Origin of the sequence: Brevundimonas sp. DS20 (assembly GCF_001310255.1) — a bacterium.
GTDB classification, from domain to species: domain Bacteria; phylum Pseudomonadota; class Alphaproteobacteria; order Caulobacterales; family Caulobacteraceae; genus Brevundimonas; species Brevundimonas aurantiaca.
Map to the genome: position 1 here is coordinate 1,565,372 of NZ_CP012897.1, position 18,032 is coordinate 1,583,403.

General features: G+C 68.0%; 20 protein-coding genes. 14 read left to right on the top strand and 6 right to left on the bottom strand.

Annotated elements, in window-relative coordinates:
* The 7 genes from JL11_RS07460 to JL11_RS07490 all read left to right on the top strand — a co-directional run bounded on the left by JL11_RS07460 (position 1) and on the right by JL11_RS07490 (position 6,802).
* Complete coding sequence (locus tag JL11_RS07460) at positions 1-2,703, top strand: hypothetical protein (RefSeq protein WP_054765104.1); 2,703 nt, start codon at positions 1-3, stop codon at positions 2,701-2,703.
* Positions 2,704-2,781: 78 nt separating this feature from the next.
* A complete protein-coding gene (locus JL11_RS07465) occupies positions 2,782-3,468 on the top strand; it encodes a hypothetical protein (protein ID WP_054765105.1) in 687 nt (228 codons plus the stop codon).
* Positions 3,468-3,890, top strand: a complete 423-nt coding sequence (locus JL11_RS07470; protein WP_054765106.1) for a hypothetical protein — start codon at positions 3,468-3,470, stop codon at positions 3,888-3,890. Before JL11_RS07465 ends, JL11_RS07470 begins: the two co-directional genes overlap by 1 nt.
* A 187-nt stretch (positions 3,891-4,077) precedes the next feature.
* Complete coding sequence (gene ssb / locus JL11_RS07475) at positions 4,078-4,572, top strand: single-stranded DNA-binding protein (protein ID WP_054766868.1); 495 nt, start codon at positions 4,078-4,080, stop codon at positions 4,570-4,572.
* A gap of 48 nt (positions 4,573-4,620) precedes the next feature.
* The gene (locus JL11_RS07480) at positions 4,621-5,037 is read left to right on the top strand and encodes a thiol-disulfide oxidoreductase DCC family protein (RefSeq protein ID WP_227976080.1); all 417 of its coding nucleotides are present in this window, start codon (positions 4,621-4,623) and stop codon (positions 5,035-5,037) included.
* Positions 5,034-6,335: an SDR family oxidoreductase gene (locus tag JL11_RS07485; protein ID WP_054765108.1), complete on the top strand. Its 1,302-nt coding sequence runs from the start codon at positions 5,034-5,036 to the stop codon at positions 6,333-6,335. Before JL11_RS07480 ends, JL11_RS07485 begins: the two co-directional genes overlap by 4 nt.
* On the top strand, positions 6,332-6,802 hold the full coding sequence (locus tag JL11_RS07490) for a DUF2269 family protein (RefSeq protein WP_054765109.1): 471 nt from the start codon (positions 6,332-6,334) through the stop codon (positions 6,800-6,802). Before JL11_RS07485 ends, JL11_RS07490 begins: the two co-directional genes overlap by 4 nt.
* 3 nt (positions 6,803-6,805) lie before the next feature.
* Here JL11_RS07490 and JL11_RS07495 read toward each other — a convergent pair whose 3' ends face one another.
* On the bottom strand, positions 6,806-7,186 hold the full coding sequence (locus JL11_RS07495) for a type II toxin-antitoxin system VapC family toxin (RefSeq protein ID WP_054765110.1): 381 nt from the start codon (positions 7,184-7,186) through the stop codon (positions 6,806-6,808).
* On the bottom strand, positions 7,183-7,461 hold the full coding sequence (locus JL11_RS17670; protein WP_054765111.1) for a type II toxin-antitoxin system Phd/YefM family antitoxin: 279 nt from the start codon (positions 7,459-7,461) through the stop codon (positions 7,183-7,185). The genes JL11_RS07495 and JL11_RS17670 overlap by 4 nt, the downstream gene beginning before the upstream one ends.
* Positions 7,462-7,557: 96 nt before the next feature.
* On the opposite strand from JL11_RS17670, the gene JL11_RS07505 reads away from it, so the two are divergent.
* The gene (locus JL11_RS07505) at positions 7,558-8,481 is read left to right on the top strand and encodes a DMT family transporter (RefSeq protein WP_054765112.1); all 924 of its coding nucleotides are present in this window, start codon (positions 7,558-7,560) and stop codon (positions 8,479-8,481) included.
* A gap of 29 nt (positions 8,482-8,510) precedes the next feature.
* Positions 8,511-9,041 (top strand): DUF1003 domain-containing protein, encoded by a 531-nt coding sequence (locus tag JL11_RS07510; RefSeq protein WP_054765113.1) that lies wholly within the window; start codon positions 8,511-8,513, stop codon positions 9,039-9,041.
* A gap of 60 nt (positions 9,042-9,101) precedes the next feature.
* Here JL11_RS07510 and JL11_RS07515 read toward each other — a convergent pair whose 3' ends face one another.
* Positions 9,102-9,677 (bottom strand): superoxide dismutase family protein, encoded by a 576-nt coding sequence (locus tag JL11_RS07515; protein WP_054765114.1) that lies wholly within the window; start codon positions 9,675-9,677, stop codon positions 9,102-9,104.
* A gap of 122 nt (positions 9,678-9,799) precedes the next feature.
* Between JL11_RS07515 and gyrA the strand changes: the two genes are divergently transcribed.
* The gene (gene gyrA / locus JL11_RS07520) at positions 9,800-12,574 is read left to right on the top strand and encodes a DNA gyrase subunit A (protein WP_082382629.1); all 2,775 of its coding nucleotides are present in this window, start codon (positions 9,800-9,802) and stop codon (positions 12,572-12,574) included.
* Here gyrA and JL11_RS07525 read toward each other — a convergent pair whose 3' ends face one another.
* Together JL11_RS07525 and JL11_RS17675 are read right to left on the bottom strand one after the other, a co-directional pair.
* The gene (locus tag JL11_RS07525; RefSeq protein WP_054765115.1) at positions 12,575-13,003 is read right to left on the bottom strand and encodes a type II toxin-antitoxin system VapC family toxin; all 429 of its coding nucleotides are present in this window, start codon (positions 13,001-13,003) and stop codon (positions 12,575-12,577) included.
* Positions 12,993-13,487 (bottom strand): DUF7662 domain-containing protein, encoded by a 495-nt coding sequence (locus JL11_RS17675; protein ID WP_054765116.1) that lies wholly within the window; start codon positions 13,485-13,487, stop codon positions 12,993-12,995. Before JL11_RS17675 ends, JL11_RS07525 begins: the two co-directional genes overlap by 11 nt.
* Before the next feature lie 49 nt (positions 13,488-13,536).
* Here JL11_RS17675 and JL11_RS07535 point away from each other — a divergent pair, with 49 nt between their 5' ends.
* From JL11_RS07535 to JL11_RS07550, 4 genes are all read left to right on the top strand, one after another.
* On the top strand, positions 13,537-14,337 hold the full coding sequence (locus JL11_RS07535; protein WP_054765117.1) for an aminotransferase class IV: 801 nt from the start codon (positions 13,537-13,539) through the stop codon (positions 14,335-14,337).
* An 83-nt stretch (positions 14,338-14,420) separates the two neighbouring features.
* On the top strand, positions 14,421-14,909 hold the full coding sequence (gene coaD, locus JL11_RS07540; RefSeq protein ID WP_054765118.1) for a pantetheine-phosphate adenylyltransferase: 489 nt from the start codon (positions 14,421-14,423) through the stop codon (positions 14,907-14,909).
* Between the two features lie 8 nt (positions 14,910-14,917).
* Positions 14,918-15,793 carry a peptidylprolyl isomerase gene (locus JL11_RS07545; RefSeq protein ID WP_054765119.1) on the top strand — a complete coding sequence of 292 codons (876 nt, stop codon included), beginning with the start codon at positions 14,918-14,920 and terminating at the stop codon, positions 15,791-15,793.
* Between the two features lie 20 nt (positions 15,794-15,813).
* Entirely contained in the window at positions 15,814-16,686 is an 873-nt protein-coding gene (locus tag JL11_RS07550) for a peptidylprolyl isomerase (RefSeq protein ID WP_054765120.1), read from the top strand.
* A 162-nt stretch (positions 16,687-16,848) separates the two neighbouring features.
* Here JL11_RS07550 and JL11_RS07555 read toward each other — a convergent pair whose 3' ends face one another.
* On the bottom strand, positions 16,849-17,961 hold the full coding sequence (locus tag JL11_RS07555) for a Ppx/GppA phosphatase family protein (RefSeq protein WP_054765121.1): 1,113 nt from the start codon (positions 17,959-17,961) through the stop codon (positions 16,849-16,851).
* Positions 17,962-18,032 lie beyond the last annotated feature (71 nt).

The following is an 18,032-nucleotide window of genomic DNA, read 5'->3' on the forward strand; positions in this document are numbered from 1 at the left end:
ATGATAAGCAACAGCTATTTGCTAGGTCTGTATGGGATTTCGGCGGACTCGTCCTCGCTGATCGGCGCCTCTGCGACTCCGGCCAAGGCCAAGAAGACCCAGCCCACCGCGCCCTGGGCCAATTCCTCTGCTGCGACGGCGCCCAAGGCCAGCGACCTGGTGCGGGCGGCCCTGGCCGGGCGCAAGGTGATCGACGAGAGCGCCGTCGATCTGGATATGGCGGGCGCGTCCCCCGACTATCGCAAGCTTTTCGCCATCTACCAGGGACTGAACACGCTGAGCGCCCTGGCGGATCGCGCCGACGACAAGGGGTTGACCAAGCTCGAGGCGGATCAGCTGAACCGGCGCTTCTCCGCCGGTCTCGAAGAGGTGTCCAAATATCTCCAGACTGCCAAGTTCGAGGATTTGAAGGTCGTTCAGGGCGTCTCTAAAACCAGTGTGAAGACCGGCTACGCCCAGGAAAAGGCGCCCGCCAGCTTCGTCGCCAAGCCGATCCATGAGGGCGCCCTGGATGCGCCGGTCGCCGCCTTCGCCGGCGACGTCAAGTTCGCCATGTCGGTCAAGAGCGCCACGGGAACCGTCTCGGTGTCCATGGACCTGTCGGAGATGGGCGATACGACGCGCACCCTGGACAATGTCGTGGCCTATATGAACGGCAAGCTGGAAGCGGCCGGGGTCGCCAGCCGCATGGGCCGCGAAATGATCAAGGTCGAGCCCAAGACGATCAAGAGCGGCGACAAGACCATCACCCTGCCGGCGGGGCCGGACCAGTGGGCGTTGAAGGTCTGGGGTTCTTCCGGGGAGACCGTCTCCTATCAGGCCGTCGATACGTCCGACGCCGTCTATGTGACGCAGAATGTCGGCGGGACGACGGGTTCGAGCCAGCTTTTGAAGTTTCAGACGGACGGGGGCGCCGCCCCGACGCCGCAGCAGGGCGTGGCTGACCCCTTCTGGGTCGAAGGCCGGGTGGGCCGATCCGAACTTCCGCCGGGCGTCGAATCCGTCCGCGACAGCGTGACGACCGCCGACGGCTCGGTTTGGGTGTTGGCTGACCTGAAGGCGGGGGAGGCCAATCAGCCCATCAAGGGGACGCGCGACGTCGCCCTGATGAAGTACGACAGCGCCGGAAATCTGGTGCAGACCAAGCTCCTGGGCGCCGCCAGCAAGGCCAACGGCTTTTCTCTGGCGGCGGCGGCAGACGGCCGCATCGCTGTCGCGGGCTCTGTCACCGGGGCCCTTGAGCCGGGCAAGAGCGGGGCCGATGCGGCTGTGGCCGACAGTTTCGTCACCGTCTTCGACAGTTCGGGCCAGGAGCTTTGGACCCAACGCCGCGGCGCGAAGGCGGCGGACGAAGCGACCCAGGTGGGCTTCGGCGCCGACGGCCTGGTCTATGTCGCGGGTCGGTCGAAGTCGGCCATGCCGGGCACGATGGCTCTCGGCGGCTGGGACAGCTATGTCCAGACCTTTTCCCAGACCGCGCCGAATCGAAAAGGCGTCGTGACGGCGATCAACATGTCCACCCAGCAGTTCGGTACGGGCGGAGATGACTCGATCCAGGCCATGACCGTGTCCGGCGCGGATCTGTTCACCGCCGGCGTGGAGAACGGCCGCGCGGTGGTTCGCCGGTTCACACTGGACGCCTCGGGCGTTCCCACCCTGGCCGCGACGCGCGACCTGGGATCGGCCAGCGGCAAGATCGCGGGAATCTCCGTCGAAAACGGCAAGGTGGTGCTGACGGGGGAAACCAGCAATCCGGCCCTGGACCTGGGAACCCCGATCCAGGCGCATGCGGGGGGCACGGACGTCTTCGTCGCCGCCTTCTCGACCGATCTTCAGGACACCGGCGCCGATCGCCTGACCTATTTCGGCGGGGCGGGGGACGACACCGCCGCCGATGTCGAGGTGCGCAACGGCAAGGTTTGGATCACCGGCTCCAACCGGGACGAGGGGGCGACAAAGACCGATCCGACGCGCGCCTATCTGGCGCGGCTGGATCTGGCGACGGGCGCGGTGGAGTCCAACCAGACCTGGCGCGCCGACGGCGACCAGGCCAAACCCGCCAGCCTCAGCATCGTCTCCGGCGGCGCCAGCGTTCTGGATCGGCTGGGCTTGCCGCAGGGCGAAGTCATGCAGGCGGACTCCAAACTTCTGACCGTGGCGACCTCCGCCCGTGTCGGGGATCAGTTCTCGATTACCCCGGCCGGCGGGGGGCGAGCCCTGACCGTCACCATCGAAGCCAAGGATACGCTGGACACCCTGGCCAAGAAGATTTCCGTCGCCTCGGGGCGTCAGCTGGAGGCCAAGATCGTCTCCGACCTGAAATCGAATCCGCCGACCCAGAGGCTGCAGATCACCCCCGCGGCCAATCGCGAGGGCGCGGTCATCACGGCCGGACCCGCCGGCAAGGATGCTCTGGGCGCCCTGGGTCTGACGCCCGGCCTCATCAGCAAAACGGCGACGAGCGACAAGAAGACGATCGGGCTGAATCTGCCCAACACTCTGAATCTGAACGACGCCGCCTCGATCAAGGCCGCGAACGACGCCCTGGCCGCCGCCCTGACGGCGGTCCGCTCCGGCTATCGCGCCCTGGCTCCCTCCACTGGGACGATCACCAACACCCAGACGAACAAGGGCTCGTCCACCGTCTATCAGCAGACCCAACTGGCCAACTATCAGGCGGCGCTCAGCCGTCTTGTCGGCTGATTGCGAAGGCGCGTGGTTCCCGGTTGACGGCCGGCGCCGGTTCCGGGTTATTGGACGCCTCAGTCGCGAAAGTTCGCCATGGCCCTTCCTCAAGACAATCGCGTCATCATCGCCGTCGGCGCCGGACTGGTGATCATCGCCGCCGTCGTGCTGGCTCTGATCTTCACCAGCGGCGGCGACAAGACCCCCCAGACGCCGCCTGCGGCCAAGGGCGGTCTGACGGTCGATCTGGCCGACGCGCCCACCCTGGAGCCCACGCGCGAGCTGCGCTGCTTCGTGGACGGCCGGTTCGTGGGCATGGCGACCCTGGCGGACTGCGCCCAGCGCAACGGCCTGGCGACCGACGCCCTGGACGTCGGCATTGACGAAACGGGCGCCCTGGCCGCCGCGCCGACCGCCGCCTTCGCCCCGCCGCCGGAGCTGCCGTCCGTCGAACTGGCCCAGGCGGAACCCGCGCCGCACATGGAACCCAAGCCCACGACGCCCAGCGCGCCTGCGTCTTCAGCGCCGGCGACGGCGGGCGCGCAGTGTCTGCGCCACACCGGCTCAGACTGGCGCGTCCTGTCCAGCGGCATGAGCCTGAACGCCTGCGTCCAGGCCCTTTACGCCGGAACCTGCGTCCGTCCCGGCGACGCCCAGTACGGCCGCTGGGGCGAGACCACCCTGCGTCTGGTGCCGCGTCGCGTGGAACAGTCCAGCGACAACACCCGTTTCCGCACCTTGGCGGAGCAGGACCGCAACTGCCAATTCCCGGGTCTGAACTGATGCGCGTGCTCGCCCTTTCGATGATCGCCGCGGCCGCTCTGGGCGCCTGCTCCAACGCGCCGAAGTTCGAGTTCCAGCCCGGCGTCTGCTATTTCGTCGCCACGCCGGACGGACAGCCGCCGCGGCTTCAGAAGATGAGCGAAAACGTCGCCCAGATCGAACTGTGCGCCGCCCAGCTGGAGGAGATGCGCCTGCGCTTCCTGCGCATGGGCGGATCGAACCAGGAGGTGGCCGGCGCCTATCAGGGCCGCTTCATCTTCATCGACCGGGAAGGGGTGAAGTTCGGCAAGAGCCTGACGGGAAGCCGCTTCTTCGCCATGGCCCGCACCGGCGACGGGCGTTTGGCGATACCGGGTGCGATCCAGCGGGACGAGACGGGCAGGCCCGTCGCCGTCGCCGCCCCGCCGCCTGAGAGGCCCTAACAGCGCCGCAAGTCCCCGCCGAGGGACTTGCGGCGCTCGAACAAAAGTGGAACAAAGCGTTAATCCACCGTTTTGGCGGGTTGGGCGTCGAATGCGGCTGACGGTGATCCGCAGCGGCTTTAAGACATCCGACTGAATTTGAAGGGCGGGCGAGGTGATCGCCGGTCTGGGCGAGAAGGAAGTTTCCATGGCGGGCAGCGTCAACAAGGTCATTCTGGTCGGCAATCTGGGCCGCGATCCTGAAATCCGGTCGATGCCGAACGGCGACCGCATCGCCAACCTGTCCATCGCCACCTCGGAAACCTGGCGCGACAAGTCGACCGGCGAGCGCAAGGAAAAGACCGAGTGGCACCGGGTCGTCATCTTCAACGACAACATCGTCAAGGTGGTCGAGAACTATGTGAAGAAGGGCTCGACCGTCTATGTCGAGGGCGCGCTCCAGACCCGGAAGTGGACCGACCAGCAGGGCGTGGAGAAATATTCGACCGAGATCGTGGTCAGCCGCTTCAAGGGCGAACTGACCATGCTGGGCGGCCGGTCCGAGGGCGGCGCCTCTCAGGGCGGCGGCTACGGCGGCGGTCGCGGCGACGACGACTATTCCTCGGGCTTCTCCACCGGCGGCGCCAACCGCCCCAGCGGCCCCAAGGAAAGCTACGACCTGAACGACGACATTCCGTTCTAAGCGCTCGAGGTGGGGCGGGGGCCTTACAGCTATCGTGAGGATCCCGCCGTGCCGGTGTTCCCGGACGACCGGCCCGTGGTTCTTTTCGATGGGGATTGCGCGCTCTGCTCCAGCTCGGCGCGCAAAATCCTGACGGCCGACCGGGCCGGGCTGTTCCGGTTGGCGCCGACCCAGTCGGCTCTGGGGCAGGCTTTGTTGACGCATTACGGCGTCAGCCCCGACGACCCCGCCACCATGCTGCTGATCCAGGACGGCATGGCGCGCGAACGCTCCGACGCCGTCCTGGCCATCGCCGCCCAGCTGCCTGCACCCTATCGGTGGGCGATCATCGGTCGGATCGCGCCCCGGTTCATTCGCGACCGCCTGTATGATTTCGTGGCGCGTCGCCGTCGCCGGTTTCCGGGTGCGACCTGGTGCGCCCTCCCTCCGGCAAGCGTCGATCTGAAGGACAGAGTGCTGGGATGAGCGGTCGCGTGCTGGTGCTGGGCGCCAACGGCTTCATCGGCTCGCACGTGGCGGCGGCCCTGTCCGCAGAAGGCTGGAGCTTAAGAGCGGGCGCGCGGCGTATCGCCGAACCGTCCCGTCGCGCCCCGAGGTTCGACTGGGTCGCGGCCGACTTTTCGAAACTGACGACGGTCCAGGCCTGGGCGCCGCTTCTGGAGGGGGTGTCGGCCGTGGTGAACTGCGTCGGCGTCCTGCAGGACGGCGGCGGCGACAGCACCCGCGCCGCCCATGTCGACGGCCCGCGCGCCCTGATCACGGCGTGCGAGGCGGCGGGCGTGGCCCGACTGATCCACATCTCCGCCGTCGGCGCCGACGAAGCGGTCGGCACCGACTACGCCCGCACCAAGGCCGAGACCGAACGACGGGTCGCAGACAGCGCGCTGGACTGGCTGATCCTGCGGCCGTCGCTGGTGGTGGACCGGGCGGCCTTCGGCGGCACGGGTCTGATCCGCGCGCTGGCGGCCTTTCCGCTGTTTTCGCCCGTCGTCGGCGGCGACCAGATCTTCCGTCCGATCCCCTTGGGCGATCTCACCGTCGCCGTCGTCGCAGCCCTGCGGCCCGGCGCCCCGTCGCGCCTGATCCTGGACATGCCCGGGCCGGAGGCGGTGACCATGGCCGAGACGGTGCGCCTCTATCGCGGCTGGCTGGGCTTGAAGCCGGCGCCGGTCGTTCGGGTTCCCCGCGCCCTGGCCGCGCCCGCCCTGGCGATCGGCGATCTGCTGGGACGGCTGGGCTGGTCCTCGCCGATCCGCACCACGGCCATGCGCCAGATGGATCACGACGTCGCCGGTCGCGACAGCGGCTGGGCCGAGCGGCTGGGCGTATCGTCGCGCGGCTTTTCCCGCTTCCTGGCCGAGACCCCGGCCTCGGTCCAGGACGTCTGGCACGCCCGCCTGTGGTTCGTCCGCCCGATTTCGATCCTGACCCTGGGCCTGTTCTGGCTGATCACCGGCCTGATCAGTTTCGGCCCCGGCTGGAGCGGCGCCGTCGCCATATTGCACGAAGGCGGCTATGGCCGCTGGGCCGGGCCGGTGGCCGGGTGGGGCGCCCTGCTGGACGTGGTTCTGGGCCTGGCCCTGTTCGTGCGGCCCTGGACGGCGCGGGTGGCGATCCTCATGTGCGTGGCCACCGTGGGCTATCTGATCGCCGGCAGCCTCAGCCTGCCGCACTACTGGATCGACCCCTTGGGGCCGTGGCTGAAAGTCCTGCCGATGATGGCCCTCTGCCTGTTCGTCGCCGCCACGGACTCCCGTCGATGAGCCTCTATTTCGCGCTGAAGATCATCCACATCCTGTCCGGCGCCGTCCTGTTCGGCACAGGCGCAGGCATCGCCTTCTTCATGCTGCGCGCCCACGCCACGCGCGACGCCAGGACGGTGGCCGAGGTCGGCCGTATCGTGGTCCTGGCCGATTTCGTCTTCACCGCCACCGCCGTCGTGGTCCAGCCGATCAGCGGCCTGGGCCTGATCCATCTGCAGGGCTGGTCCCTGACCAGTCCCTGGCTGCTGGCGGCTTACGGGCTCTATGTTTTTGTCGGCCTCTGCTGGCTGCCGGTCGTCTGGATCCAGTACCGGATGATGGAATTGGCCCAGCAGGCGGCGGGGCAGGGGGCGGCCCTGCCGCCGGCCTATCATCGCCTGTTCCGCTGGTGGTTCGCCCTGGGCTGGCCCGCCTTCGCCGGCGTCCTGGCCATCTATTGGCTGATGGTCGCCAAGCCGACGTTCTAAGTTCTACCAGACCGCTTGATCGAAATGGCGCAGGATCACCCGGTCGGCGGTGATCAGCGTCGCCCCGTCGGCCATGGCGTTGGCGACGATCAGCCGGTCGAACGGATCGCGCGTCCAGGCGAAGCGGCAGGCGGCCTCGGCGACGGCGGCGGCCGAGGCGTCCGACAACTCCAAATCCAGACGCTCCTGAAGGTCATGCAGCAGAAGGTCGGCCGTCTTCAGCTTGACCCGACCGATCTCGATCAGGATTTCGATCTCCACCACGACCAAGGGGGACAGACGCAGGTCGCGAGCCCGCGCCAACTGCGCCTTCGCCGCGCGGCTGATCTGCCGATCCAGTCGGTAATAGAGCCAGAGGGCGACCTGGGTGTCGAGGTGGATCACTTGTCCTCGAAGTCGAACTTGGTGTCCGGATCCCAGGTCCAATGGCTCTTGTTGGTGTCGATGTCGTCGGGGCAGTCGTCGGCGCCTTCCCGCACGCCCTGGGCCATATAGGCGTCCCAGCGTTCTTCGGGCGTCATCGGTTTTGCGGGGGTCTCGGCGATCAAGGTCAGCCGCCGCCCGCCGCGCCGGATCACCAGCGGCTCGCCGGTCTCCAGCACGCTGTCGACCAGCCGGAACAGGTCCTTGCGCAAGGCGGTCAGGGTGACTTCGGTCATATGTACATGTTGGGCGTCAGGCCTGTACATGTCAATGCAACGCCCGGACACGGCATGTGAAGGGCGTTCTGGCGCGCACCGTGCCATAGGCGGGGCATGTCCGACGCCGCCGCCGCCGCCCCGCCGCCTGCAAAGCCCAATGCCCTGACCGGGCTGGAGATCGCCGCCATCGTGGCGATCATCATCGTCTGGGGCGTGAACAATGCGGGCGCCAAGCTGGCGACCGAGACCCTGCCGCCGCTTCTGGTCGGGGCGATCCGGTTCGGCATCGCCACCGCCTGCCTGATCGTCTTCGTCCGTCCGCCCTTCCCGGATTGGCGCAGCCTGACCCTGATCGTCCTGTTGGGCGGGCCGATCCAATATGGTCTGGCCTATACCGCCTACTGGTTGGCCACCGACGTCAGTCCAGTCACCGTGGCCAACCAGCTGTGGATTCCCTTTACGGCCCTGTTCGCCTTCCTGATCCTGGGCGAGCGGCTGAACAAGGCGGCCCTGGTCGGCATGGGGGTGGCCTTTGTCGGCGTGGCCTGGATGACCCTGGACGCCCATGCGCTTCAGGACTGGAAGGCCATTCTGGTCGCCATTGCGGCGGGCGCCGCCTGGGGCGTGACGACGGTGGTCGCGCGGCGCACCACCTCGATCCCGCCGCTGAAGATGCAGGGTCTTCTGGCGCTGGGCGCCTTTCCGGTCATGGCCTTCGGCTCGGCGGTGTTCGAACACGGCCAGTGGGAGGCGGTGAAGGCCGCCACCCCCCTGGTCTGGGCCTCGCTGCTGTGGGCCGGGATCACCTCGTCCGTGCTGGCGACCACCCTGCTGTTCTGGCTGGTGCAGAGGCGCGAGGCCGGCCGGGTCACGCCCTATCTGCTGGTGACGCCGGTCGTGTCCATGCTGATCGGCTGGGGCTTCATGGGGGACGTGCTGACGCCCCAGATCCTGACCGGTTCGGCCATCGCCATGGGCGGGGTGGCCCTGGTGGCCCTGGCCGAACGGGGCTTGCGCGCGGGGGCCGCCAAGGCTTGATCTGGGGCGCAAGCCTCAGGAGCCCGCCCTTGTCCCACGCCCCGATTGACGCCGACCATCTGTCCCGCCGCTGGCTGGGCAAGGCCAAACACGATCTGCCCGCAAACGCCGCCAGCGTGATGCAGAGCACCGCCGACCGACGTCCCATTTCCGAGGACGTCAACACCGCCTTTCAGGGGCGTCAGACCTTCGGCGACCGACTGGCGGATCGGGTCGCCGCCTTCGGCGGATCCTGGCCCTTCATCATCGCCTTCGGCGTGTTTCTGGCGGTCTGGACCGCCGGGAACCTGCTGTTGCGCAAGGCCGCCTTTGATCCCTATCCCTTCATCTTCCTGAACCTGGTCCTGTCCATGCTGGCGGCGGTGCAGGCGCCCGTGATCATGATGAGCCAGAACCGCCAGGCGGCGAAGGACCGGCTGGACGCCAGCAACGACTATCAGGTCAATCTGAAGGCCGAGATCGAGATCATGGCCCTGCTGGACAAGGTTGAGCAGCTGGCGACGCGCCAGGAGGAACAGACCCGCATGATCGAGCGGCTGCTGATCCAGAAGGGGCGATGACGCCACACCCCCGTCATCCTCGGGGTCAGGCCCGAGGATGACGCAGGAGGGCGAGAGAACTCAGCTCGCGCTCAGGGCCGCACAGGCCACCCGATCGCCGGCGCCGCCGATCGGCTGGGTCGAATGGTCGTCGGGATTGGCGTGGATGATGATGGCCGAGCCGTCTTCGTCCCACAGCCACTGGCCGGGGCCTTCCGAGGAAATGCGTGCGCGGGTGGTGAACAGTTCGGCGTTCACCTTGCCGTCCGCCCCCGCATAGACGTTCGGCAGATCGCCGTCGTCCGGCCCCTGGGCGTTCAGCAGGCCGTGCGGAGCCTTGGGCTCGCCATGGTTGATATGGCCGCCGGACGAGGTGAAGGGGGCGGCGCAGGCGCCGGTCGCATGGATGTGGATGCCGTGCCAGCCCGGCGTCAGGCCGGAAGCCTCGACCCTGATCACCAGGCCGGTCGGGCCCTGGCGCAGGTCGACCCGGCCGATGGTCTGACCCTGGGCGTTGACCAGCACGGCCTGGCCTGTGGCCCCCACGGGCGCGCGCGGGGCCTCGGACTGGGCCGCGTCGGCGGCCGTCGCGCAGGCGGAAGCCAGGGCCAGGGGGGAGGCGAGAAGCAGGGCGGCGGCGAGGCGATGAAAGCGCATGCGAAAAGTCCTTTCAGAGACGGGCTTTCACGGCGGCGTCGCTTTGCCACCGCGATGCTAGAATGCTAGAAAACGCGACAGCGGATCACGTTCCGATTCCGGCCGCATAAAGCCACGCTTCCTTGACCGACGACAGCTACGAAAACGCCGCAACTCCGATTGTTCCGGGAGGCGGCGGCTCAGACATTTCCACGATCACCATCGAGGACGAACTGAAGCGTTCGTACCTCGACTACGCCATGAGCGTGATCGTCTCGCGCGCGCTTCCAGACGCCCGTGACGGGCTCAAGCCGGTTCACCGTCGCATCCTCTATTCGATGCACGACCTGAACATGACGCCCGAGCGCAGCTATTCGAAATGCGCCCGCGTGGTCGGCGACGTGCTGGGCCGGTTCCACCCCCACGGCGACGCCTCGGTCTATATGGCCCTGGTGCGGATGGCCCAGCCCTTCTCCATGGGGCTGATGCTGGTCGACGGCCAGGGCAATTTCGGCTCGGTCGACGGCGATATGCCCGCCTCGATGCGTTACACCGAGTGCCGGATGGCGCCGGCGGCGACGGCCCTGATGGCCGACATCGACAAGGACACGGTCGATTTCCAGCCGAACTACGACGAGAAGGAGCTGGAGCCGGTCGTCCTGCCCAGCCGAATCCCGAACCTGCTGGTCAACGGCGCGGGCGGCATCGCCGTCGGCATGGCGACCAACATCCCGCCGCATAATCTGGGCGAGGTGGTCGATGCGGCCCTGGCCCTGCTGGACGATCCGAACATTTCGGACGACGCCCTCTTGGACATCGTGCCCGGCCCGGACTTCCCGACCGGCGGCGAGATCATGGGCCGCACCGCGCCGCGCAATGCGCTGCGCGACGGTCGCGGCTCGGTCGTCGTGCGCGGCCGCGCCTCGATCGAGGAGATCCGCAAGGATCGCGAGGCCATCGTCGTCACCGAACTGCCCTACCAGGTCAACAAACAGACGCTGATCGAGCGCATCGCCGAAATGGTTCGCGAGAAGCGTCTGGAGGGCGTCTCCGACGTTCGCGACGAATCCGACCGTCAGGGCATGCGGATCGTCATCGAGCTGAAACGGGACGCCTCGGGCGACGTCATCCTGAACCAGCTGTGGCGCTACACCGCCATGCAGAGCTCGTTCGGCGTCAACATGCTGGCGCTGAACCACGGCCGACCGGAGCAGATGGGCCTGCGCGCTCTTCTGGAAGCCTTCCTCGACTTCCGCGAGGAGGTGGTGGTCCGCCGCGTCAAGTTCGAGCTGAACAAGGCCCGCGACCGCGGCCACGTCCTGGTCGGTCTCGCCGTCGCCGTCGCCAATATCGACGAGGTCATCCACATCATCCGCTCCTCGGCCGATCCGACCGAGGCGCGCGAGCGGCTGCAAGGCAAGGCCTGGCCCGTCGGCGACATGATGGCCCTGGTCGAGCTGATCGCCGACCCGCGCAGCGTGATCGTCGAGGGCGACAAGATCCGCCTGACCGACGAACAGGCTCGCGCCATCCTGGCCCTGACCCTGTCGCGTCTGACCGGCCTGGGCCGCGACGACATCTTCGGCGAGGCGCACGGCCTGGCCGACACCATCCAGGGCCACCTGACCATCCTGTCGGACCGCAAGAACGTCCTTGCCATCATTCGCGACGACCTGATCGACGTGAAGGCCAAGTTCGCCGTGCCGCGTCGCACCCTGATCGGGGAAGGCGACGGCGAGATGGAGGACGAGGACCTGATCCCGCGCGAGGACATGGTCGTCACCGTGACCCACGGCGGCTACGTCAAGCGCGTGGCCCTGAACGCCTATCGGACCCAGCATCGCGGCGGCAAGGGCCGTTCGGGCATGTCGATGAAGGACGAGGACGCCATCACCGGCGTGTTCAGCGCCTCGACCCACACCCCGGTCCTCTTCTTCGCCACCAACGGCAAGGCCTACAAGCTGAAGACCTGGCGCCTGCCGCTGGGCAATCCGCAGTCGCGCGGCAAGGCCTTCGTCAACCTGCTGCCCATCGAGCCGGGCGACAGCATCATGAACGTCCTGCCCCTGCCCGAGGACGAGACGACCTGGGGCGATTACGACATCATGTTCGCCACCCGCTCGGGCGACGTGCGCCGCAACAAGCTGTCGGACTTCGCCACGGTCAACCGCGCCGGCAAGATCGCCATGAAGCTGGAAGGCGACGACCGCATGGTCGGCGTCGGCCTGTGCACGGCGGACGACGACGTGCTGCTGACCACGGCCCTGGGCCGCGCCATCCGCTTCAAGGCCGACGACGTGCGCGTCTTCAAGGGCCGGGACTCGACCGGCGTCCGGGGCGTGCGCCTGCAGGACGGGGACGAGGTCATCTCCATGGCCATCCTGGGCCGGGTCGACGCCACGCCGGAAGAACGCGCCGCCTACGTCAAACACGCCAACGCCATGCGCAAGGCCCTGGCCGGCGCGGACGGCGAGGAGGAGGTCGCTCCGGCCGAGGCTGAAGACGAGGTCGCGGACGCTGCCCTGACGGTCGAGCGCATCGCCGAACTGGGCGCCGCCGAACAGTTCATTTTGACGGTCACCGAAACCGGCTTCGGCAAGCGGTCCTCGGCCTACGAGTATCGCCGCACCGGTCGCGGCGGCCAGGGTCTGACGGCCCACGGCCTGGGCGGTCGCGCGGGCACGCGCCTGGCGGCGGCCTTCCCGGTCGAGGAGTCGGACGATCTGTTGCTGGTCACCTCGGGCGGTCAGATGATCCGCACCCGCGTGGATCAGGTCCGCATCGTCGGCCGCTCCAGCCAGGGCGTCACCATCTTCCGAACCGGCAAGGACGAGAAGGTCGTCTCGGTCGAACGCCTGCCGGAAAGCGGCGGTTCGGATGAGGCGGACGTCGCCGGTGAAGAGGGCGGCGAGGCCTGATCAGGCGACGAGGACGAGGCGGTCGGCGAAGCCTTCCGCCTCGGCGCGTCGAGCCAGTCGGGCGTCCAGCGTCGCGACCTGGCTGTCTCGCACTTCCGCCAAAGCGATATAGGTCGCGTCGTAGACGGAAAACCGGTGATGCGCGGCCAGGTCATAGGCGCGCGCCAACAGCTCCGGCAGTGACACCGGCATGGCCATCATGCCATGCGCCGTATCGACGGCTTCCGCCCCGAGTTGCTCGGAGCATTCGCCTCGCCAGACCTTCTTCGCCGCGATGCTGGCGATTTCGATCGGCATCAGGTCGGACGCGATCATGATCCGCTCCGAGCTTACGCAGTCGCCCAGAAACCGTCTGGCGGCGGCGGAATGTTCCTCGTCGAACAGGGCTGCCGCAAAGACCGACGCGTCGATCACCACCTCATCGGCCATCACGATCTTCCCGGATCAGATCGACGCTGGAAACGCTTGAATAGGTCGAGCGGCTGCGTGAGCGGTCCATCCGGTCCAGAAACGCCTCGTTCCGGCTTCGTGCGGTTTCGTTCAACAGGAGGGCGACGGCCGTTCCAAGATCGACGCCGCGCTCCTGACAGGTGCGCTCCACTAAACTGCGCGCAGCGGGCGTCAGGGCGGCCAAGGATAGAAGGGCGCCCTCTACCCCCGTTTCGGTCTGTTCCTTTACGAAGGTGACCTCGTTCCGAGCGGGATTGAGCTTGGCCTTGCGGCCCGCTTTCAGCCAGGCCTTGGCCTGAACATGGGTGTCGGTATTGGCCCACCATTGACGCCTTATCCGCTCGTCATAGGCGGATTGGGGAAGCTTTCGGCCCAGCAGGGCTTCGATCTCTTCGAACGACAGGGTGAGGGCGTTTTGCTTCGTTTGGGCGAGGCGGTATTCCAGCGGGGCGTAAACCGACATGTCGGCGACTCCAAAGTTATATAACTTTATATATAGGTACATACCGATAATGTCGATCCTGATCGACGGCCTTCCCGCCGCCCCTGACGACCTGGCGCACCAGGCCTTGGTCAACTACGGCGCCTACACCTCCTTCCGCGTCGAGCACGGCGCGGTGCGGGGGCTGGACCTGCATCTCGCCCGCCTAGATCAGGCCGGTGTCGAACTGTTCGGCGAAAGCCCCGGCGAGACCGAGTTCCGGCGTCTGCTGGCCCTCGCCGTCGAGGGGCGCGACGCCTGCTGGATGCGCGTCAGCCTATTCTCGCCCGAGATCGGCCACCGCAATCCGTCCTTCGTCGGACGGCCCAAGGTGATGACGGTCGTCTCGCCGCCGCCGCCGCTGGCGACCTCGATGCGGGTCACCGCCGTCCCCTATGTGCGCGAGACGCCGCATTTGAAGCATGTCGCCACCTTTGGTCAGACGCGCGTGCGCCGGGCCGCCCGGGCGGCGGGCTTTGACGACGCCCTGTTCGTCGATGATCAGGGTCATGTGTCCGAAGGGGTGACCTGGAACATCGGCTTCATTCAGGGGGATCGCATTGTCTGGCCCCAGGCGCCGATGCTGGCGGGCGTGACCCAGGTCCTGATCGACCGGGGGCTGGCTGGGCAGGGGCTGTCGTCTCAGACCCGCCCGGTGCATGTGTCCGAATTCGCGGATTTCGACGGCGCCTTCCTGTGCAACAGCGCCACACCCGTGTGTCCAATCACTCATGTTGACGACGCGACGTTCGGCAATGATCCCGCCGTCCTTGAGCGGCTCAACCGGGCCTGGACCTCGCAGCCGCCTCAATCCGTCGCCGATGACGCATGACGATCGCGTCAGCCGTCTAGGCCGTTGATTTCGCACCTGCTAAGTCACCCCCGACAGCAGGCGACAGGCCGGGGAGAAACGCCATGCGCATCGGACTTTATCCGGGCACCTTCGATCCGGTCACGAACGGCCACACCGACATCATCAAACGGGCCCTGAAGCTGGTCGATCGGGTCGTCATCGGCGTGGCCCAGAATGACGAGAAGGGACCGTTGTTCAGCACGGCCGAGCGGGTCGAGATGCTTCGGGCCGAGGTCGCGAGCCTGGGCGGGGACATCGTGGTCCAGCCCTTTTCGACCTTGCTGATGCATTTTGCGGAAGAGCTGAACGCCAATGTCATCATCCGAGGTTTGCGCGCGGTCGCCGATTTCGAATACGAGTTCCAGATGACGGCCATGAACCAGCGCCTCAATCAGGACATCGAGACGGTCTTTCTGATGGCCGATCCTCGGCATCAGGCCATCGCCTCGCGCCTGGTCAAGGAGATCGCCCGTCTGGACGGCGCGATCGACAGTTTCGTCAGCCCCGCCATCGCCGCGCGCGTGCGGGACAAGGTCAAGAACAAGGGATGAGTTCGGCAATGCGTCTTGGTGCGATCGCGGCGGCGGCCGCCGCTCTTCTGGCGACGGCTTCGGCCCAGGCTCCGGCCTTGGCCCAAGCCCAGGCTCAGGTTCAGGCGCCCGCCTCTGACTGGCGCACCGTCGCGCCCGAGAATCTGCTGGTCATCGACACGTCGAAGGGGCGGATCCTGGTCGAACTGACGCCGGTGGCGGCGCCCAGTCACGCTGAACGCATCCGCACCCTGGCTGACCAGGGCTTCTATGACGGGCTGAAATTCCACCGCGTCATCCCCGACTTCATGGCCCAGACCGGCGACCCCCAGGGCACGGGCGAGGGCGGCAGCGACCTGCCCGATCTGAAGGCCGAGTTCAGCTTCCGACGCGGCCGCGACGCCGGCTTCGTCGCCGTGCCGAACGCCGGTCAGGGCGTGCGCGGCCTGGTCGGCGTCCTGCCGGTCGAGACCCAGCCGGACGCCCAGATGATGGTGACCGCCGACTTCAAGGTCGACGCCCACGGCCTGTTCTGCCCCGGCGTTCTGGGCATGGCGCGGGCGGGTTCGCCCGACAGCGCCAACAGCCAGTTCTTCCTGATGGTGGGCGAAAGGGACCAGCTGAACGGCGCCTACACCGCCTTCGGCCGCGTGGTCTCGGGCCTGGACGTCGTCAACAAGCTGAACAAGGGCTCCGACGCGGAAGACGGCAAGGTGGCCAATCCTGATGTGATGACCAAGGTCCGCATGGCCTCGGCCCTGCCGGAGGGCGAACGCCCGACCGTGCGGGTGCTGAACCCCGCCAGCGCCGCCTTCGCCGAACGGATCGCCGCGGCCCGCACCGCGCGCGGCGGCGGCTTCACCATCTGCGACGTCCAGCCGGTGGCCCAGGTCGTCGGGAGCTGAGACGCGACAGGGGAGGGGTGATGATCTTTCGCAAGACGTTGATCGCCGCGGGGCTGGCCGCCCTGCTGACCGGGGCCGCCCAGGCGCAGGAGGCGGCCGCGCCGCCGCCCCCGCCCGGCCCGACCGAATGGCGCGCCGTCGCCCCCGACAATCTGCTGGTCATCGACACGACCAAGGGGCGGATTCTGGTCGAGCTGGCGCCCGAGATCGCCCCGGCCCATGTCGAGCGGATCAAGCTGCTGGCCTCGCGCGGCTTCTACGACAATCTGGCCTGGCACCGGGTCATCGACTGGTTCATGGCCCAGACCGGCGATCCCCTGGGCACCGGCGACGGCCAGAGCTGGTATCCGGATCTGAAGGCCGAGTTCACCTTCCGGCGTGGGCCGGACATGGCCTTCACCCCCGTGGCGGCGCCGGCCGGGGCCTTGGTCGGCTTCTATCATTCCATTCCGGTCCAGACCCAGCCCGACGCCCTGATGGCCGGCACCTCGGATCGCAAGGTCCACGGCTGGGGCCTCTACTGTCCCGGCGTGGCCGGCATGGCCCGCGACGAGGGCAATGACACCGCCAACAGCCAGTTCTTCCTGATGCGCCAGCCCTATCCCGCGCTGGACAAGCGCTACACCGTCTGGGGGCGGGTGGTCGTGGGGCTTGAGGTGGTCCGCGCCCTGAAGGCCAGTCCTGAGCCGAGCGGCATCGTCACCGATCCCGACCGGATGACCCGCGTCCGCCTGGCCTCCGACCTGCCCGCCGCCGAACGCCCGGCGGTTCAGATGCTGAATCCCGCCTCGCCCGCCTTCCGCGCCCTGCTCGATGAGGCGCGCCAGGCCAAGGGCGCGGACTTCTCGGTCTGCGACATCGACCTGCCGGTGCGGGTGGCCACGCCGGGCTGAGCCCGCACTGTCTCCTCCCCATGCAATGGGGAGGGGGCCGCGCGAAGCGTGGTGGAGGGTTCTGAACGCCGCACAGGCGTCTGCGATGCGGGAAGAACCCCTCCGTCACGACGCGAAGAGGCGTCGCGCCACCTTCCCACGTCGTGGGGAGGAGACGGTGCGTCAGGCGCCGGCAGGTCCTCGCCCCCGGCCCCGGCGCCGCCTGCGGCGTTTGGGCGGGGCCTTGTCCGCCCGCATCTGTTGCAGCAGCAGGCCTTCGCGCAGGCCGCGATCCGCCACCCTGACACGCTCTGACGGCCAGGCGCGCTGGATCGCCTCCAGGATCGCCGCCCCCGCCAGGACGAGATCGGCCCGATCCGGCCCGATACAGGCCTCCTTGGCGCGCCCGTCCGGCCCCAGCCGCTTCAGCCGCTCCGCCGCCGCCTCGCATTCGGCCCGGGTCATCCACAGGCCGTCGACCCGATCGCGGTTGTAGCGGGGCAGCTTCAGATGGATGCCCGCCAGACTGGTGATGGCGCCCGATGTCCCTATCAGATGGGCGCGGTTTCGCCGCAGCAGGTCCAGCATCTCGGGATCCTCGACGCCGCCTCCGGCCAGGGCCGCGCCCATGTCGGCGACCATGGTCTCATACCATTGGGCGTGGTCCGCAGGACTGGCCCCTTCGGGTTCGGGATGCCGCTCCGCCAGGGTGACGACCCCCAGGGCCGCCGACATCCAGTCGGTGGTCTTCCAGTTCGGCCCGTCGCGCCTCAGCCAGGACAGTTCGGTCGACCCCCCGCCCACGTCGATGATCACCACCCCCTCGGCTTTCGGGTCGATCAGGTTCAGACAGCCCTCGACCGCCAGCCGCGCCTCTTCGGCCGGATCGATGATCCGCAGCCGCAGCCCGGTGCCCTTGCGGACCCTGTCGATGAACTCGGCCCCGTTCTCGGCCGCCCGGCAGGCCTGGGTGGCCACCGCGCTCAGCCTGACCGGATCCACGCCCTTCCTGACAATCCGCTCGGCGCAAAGGGCCAAGGCGTCATAGGCGCGGTCCATGGCGCGCGTGTCCAGCCGCCCTGTCCGCGACAGGCCCTCGCCCAGCCGCACGATACGGCTGAAGCTGTCGACCACCCGAAAACCGTCGCGGGACGGTCTGGCGATCAGCAGCCGGCAATTGTTGGTCCCCAGATCGAGCGCGCCATACAGGGGCGCGTCCCGACCCGACGCATCCCGCTCGCGGGAAGGCTGGGACCGCTCGTCGCGCCGTCGGGGCGCGCCGCGGGTCTCCGGCATGGGCCGTCATTCCGATGTGGGCGGTCCGAAGCGGCGCCCGTCCCGATCAACCTAGCCCGGCAAGATCGTCC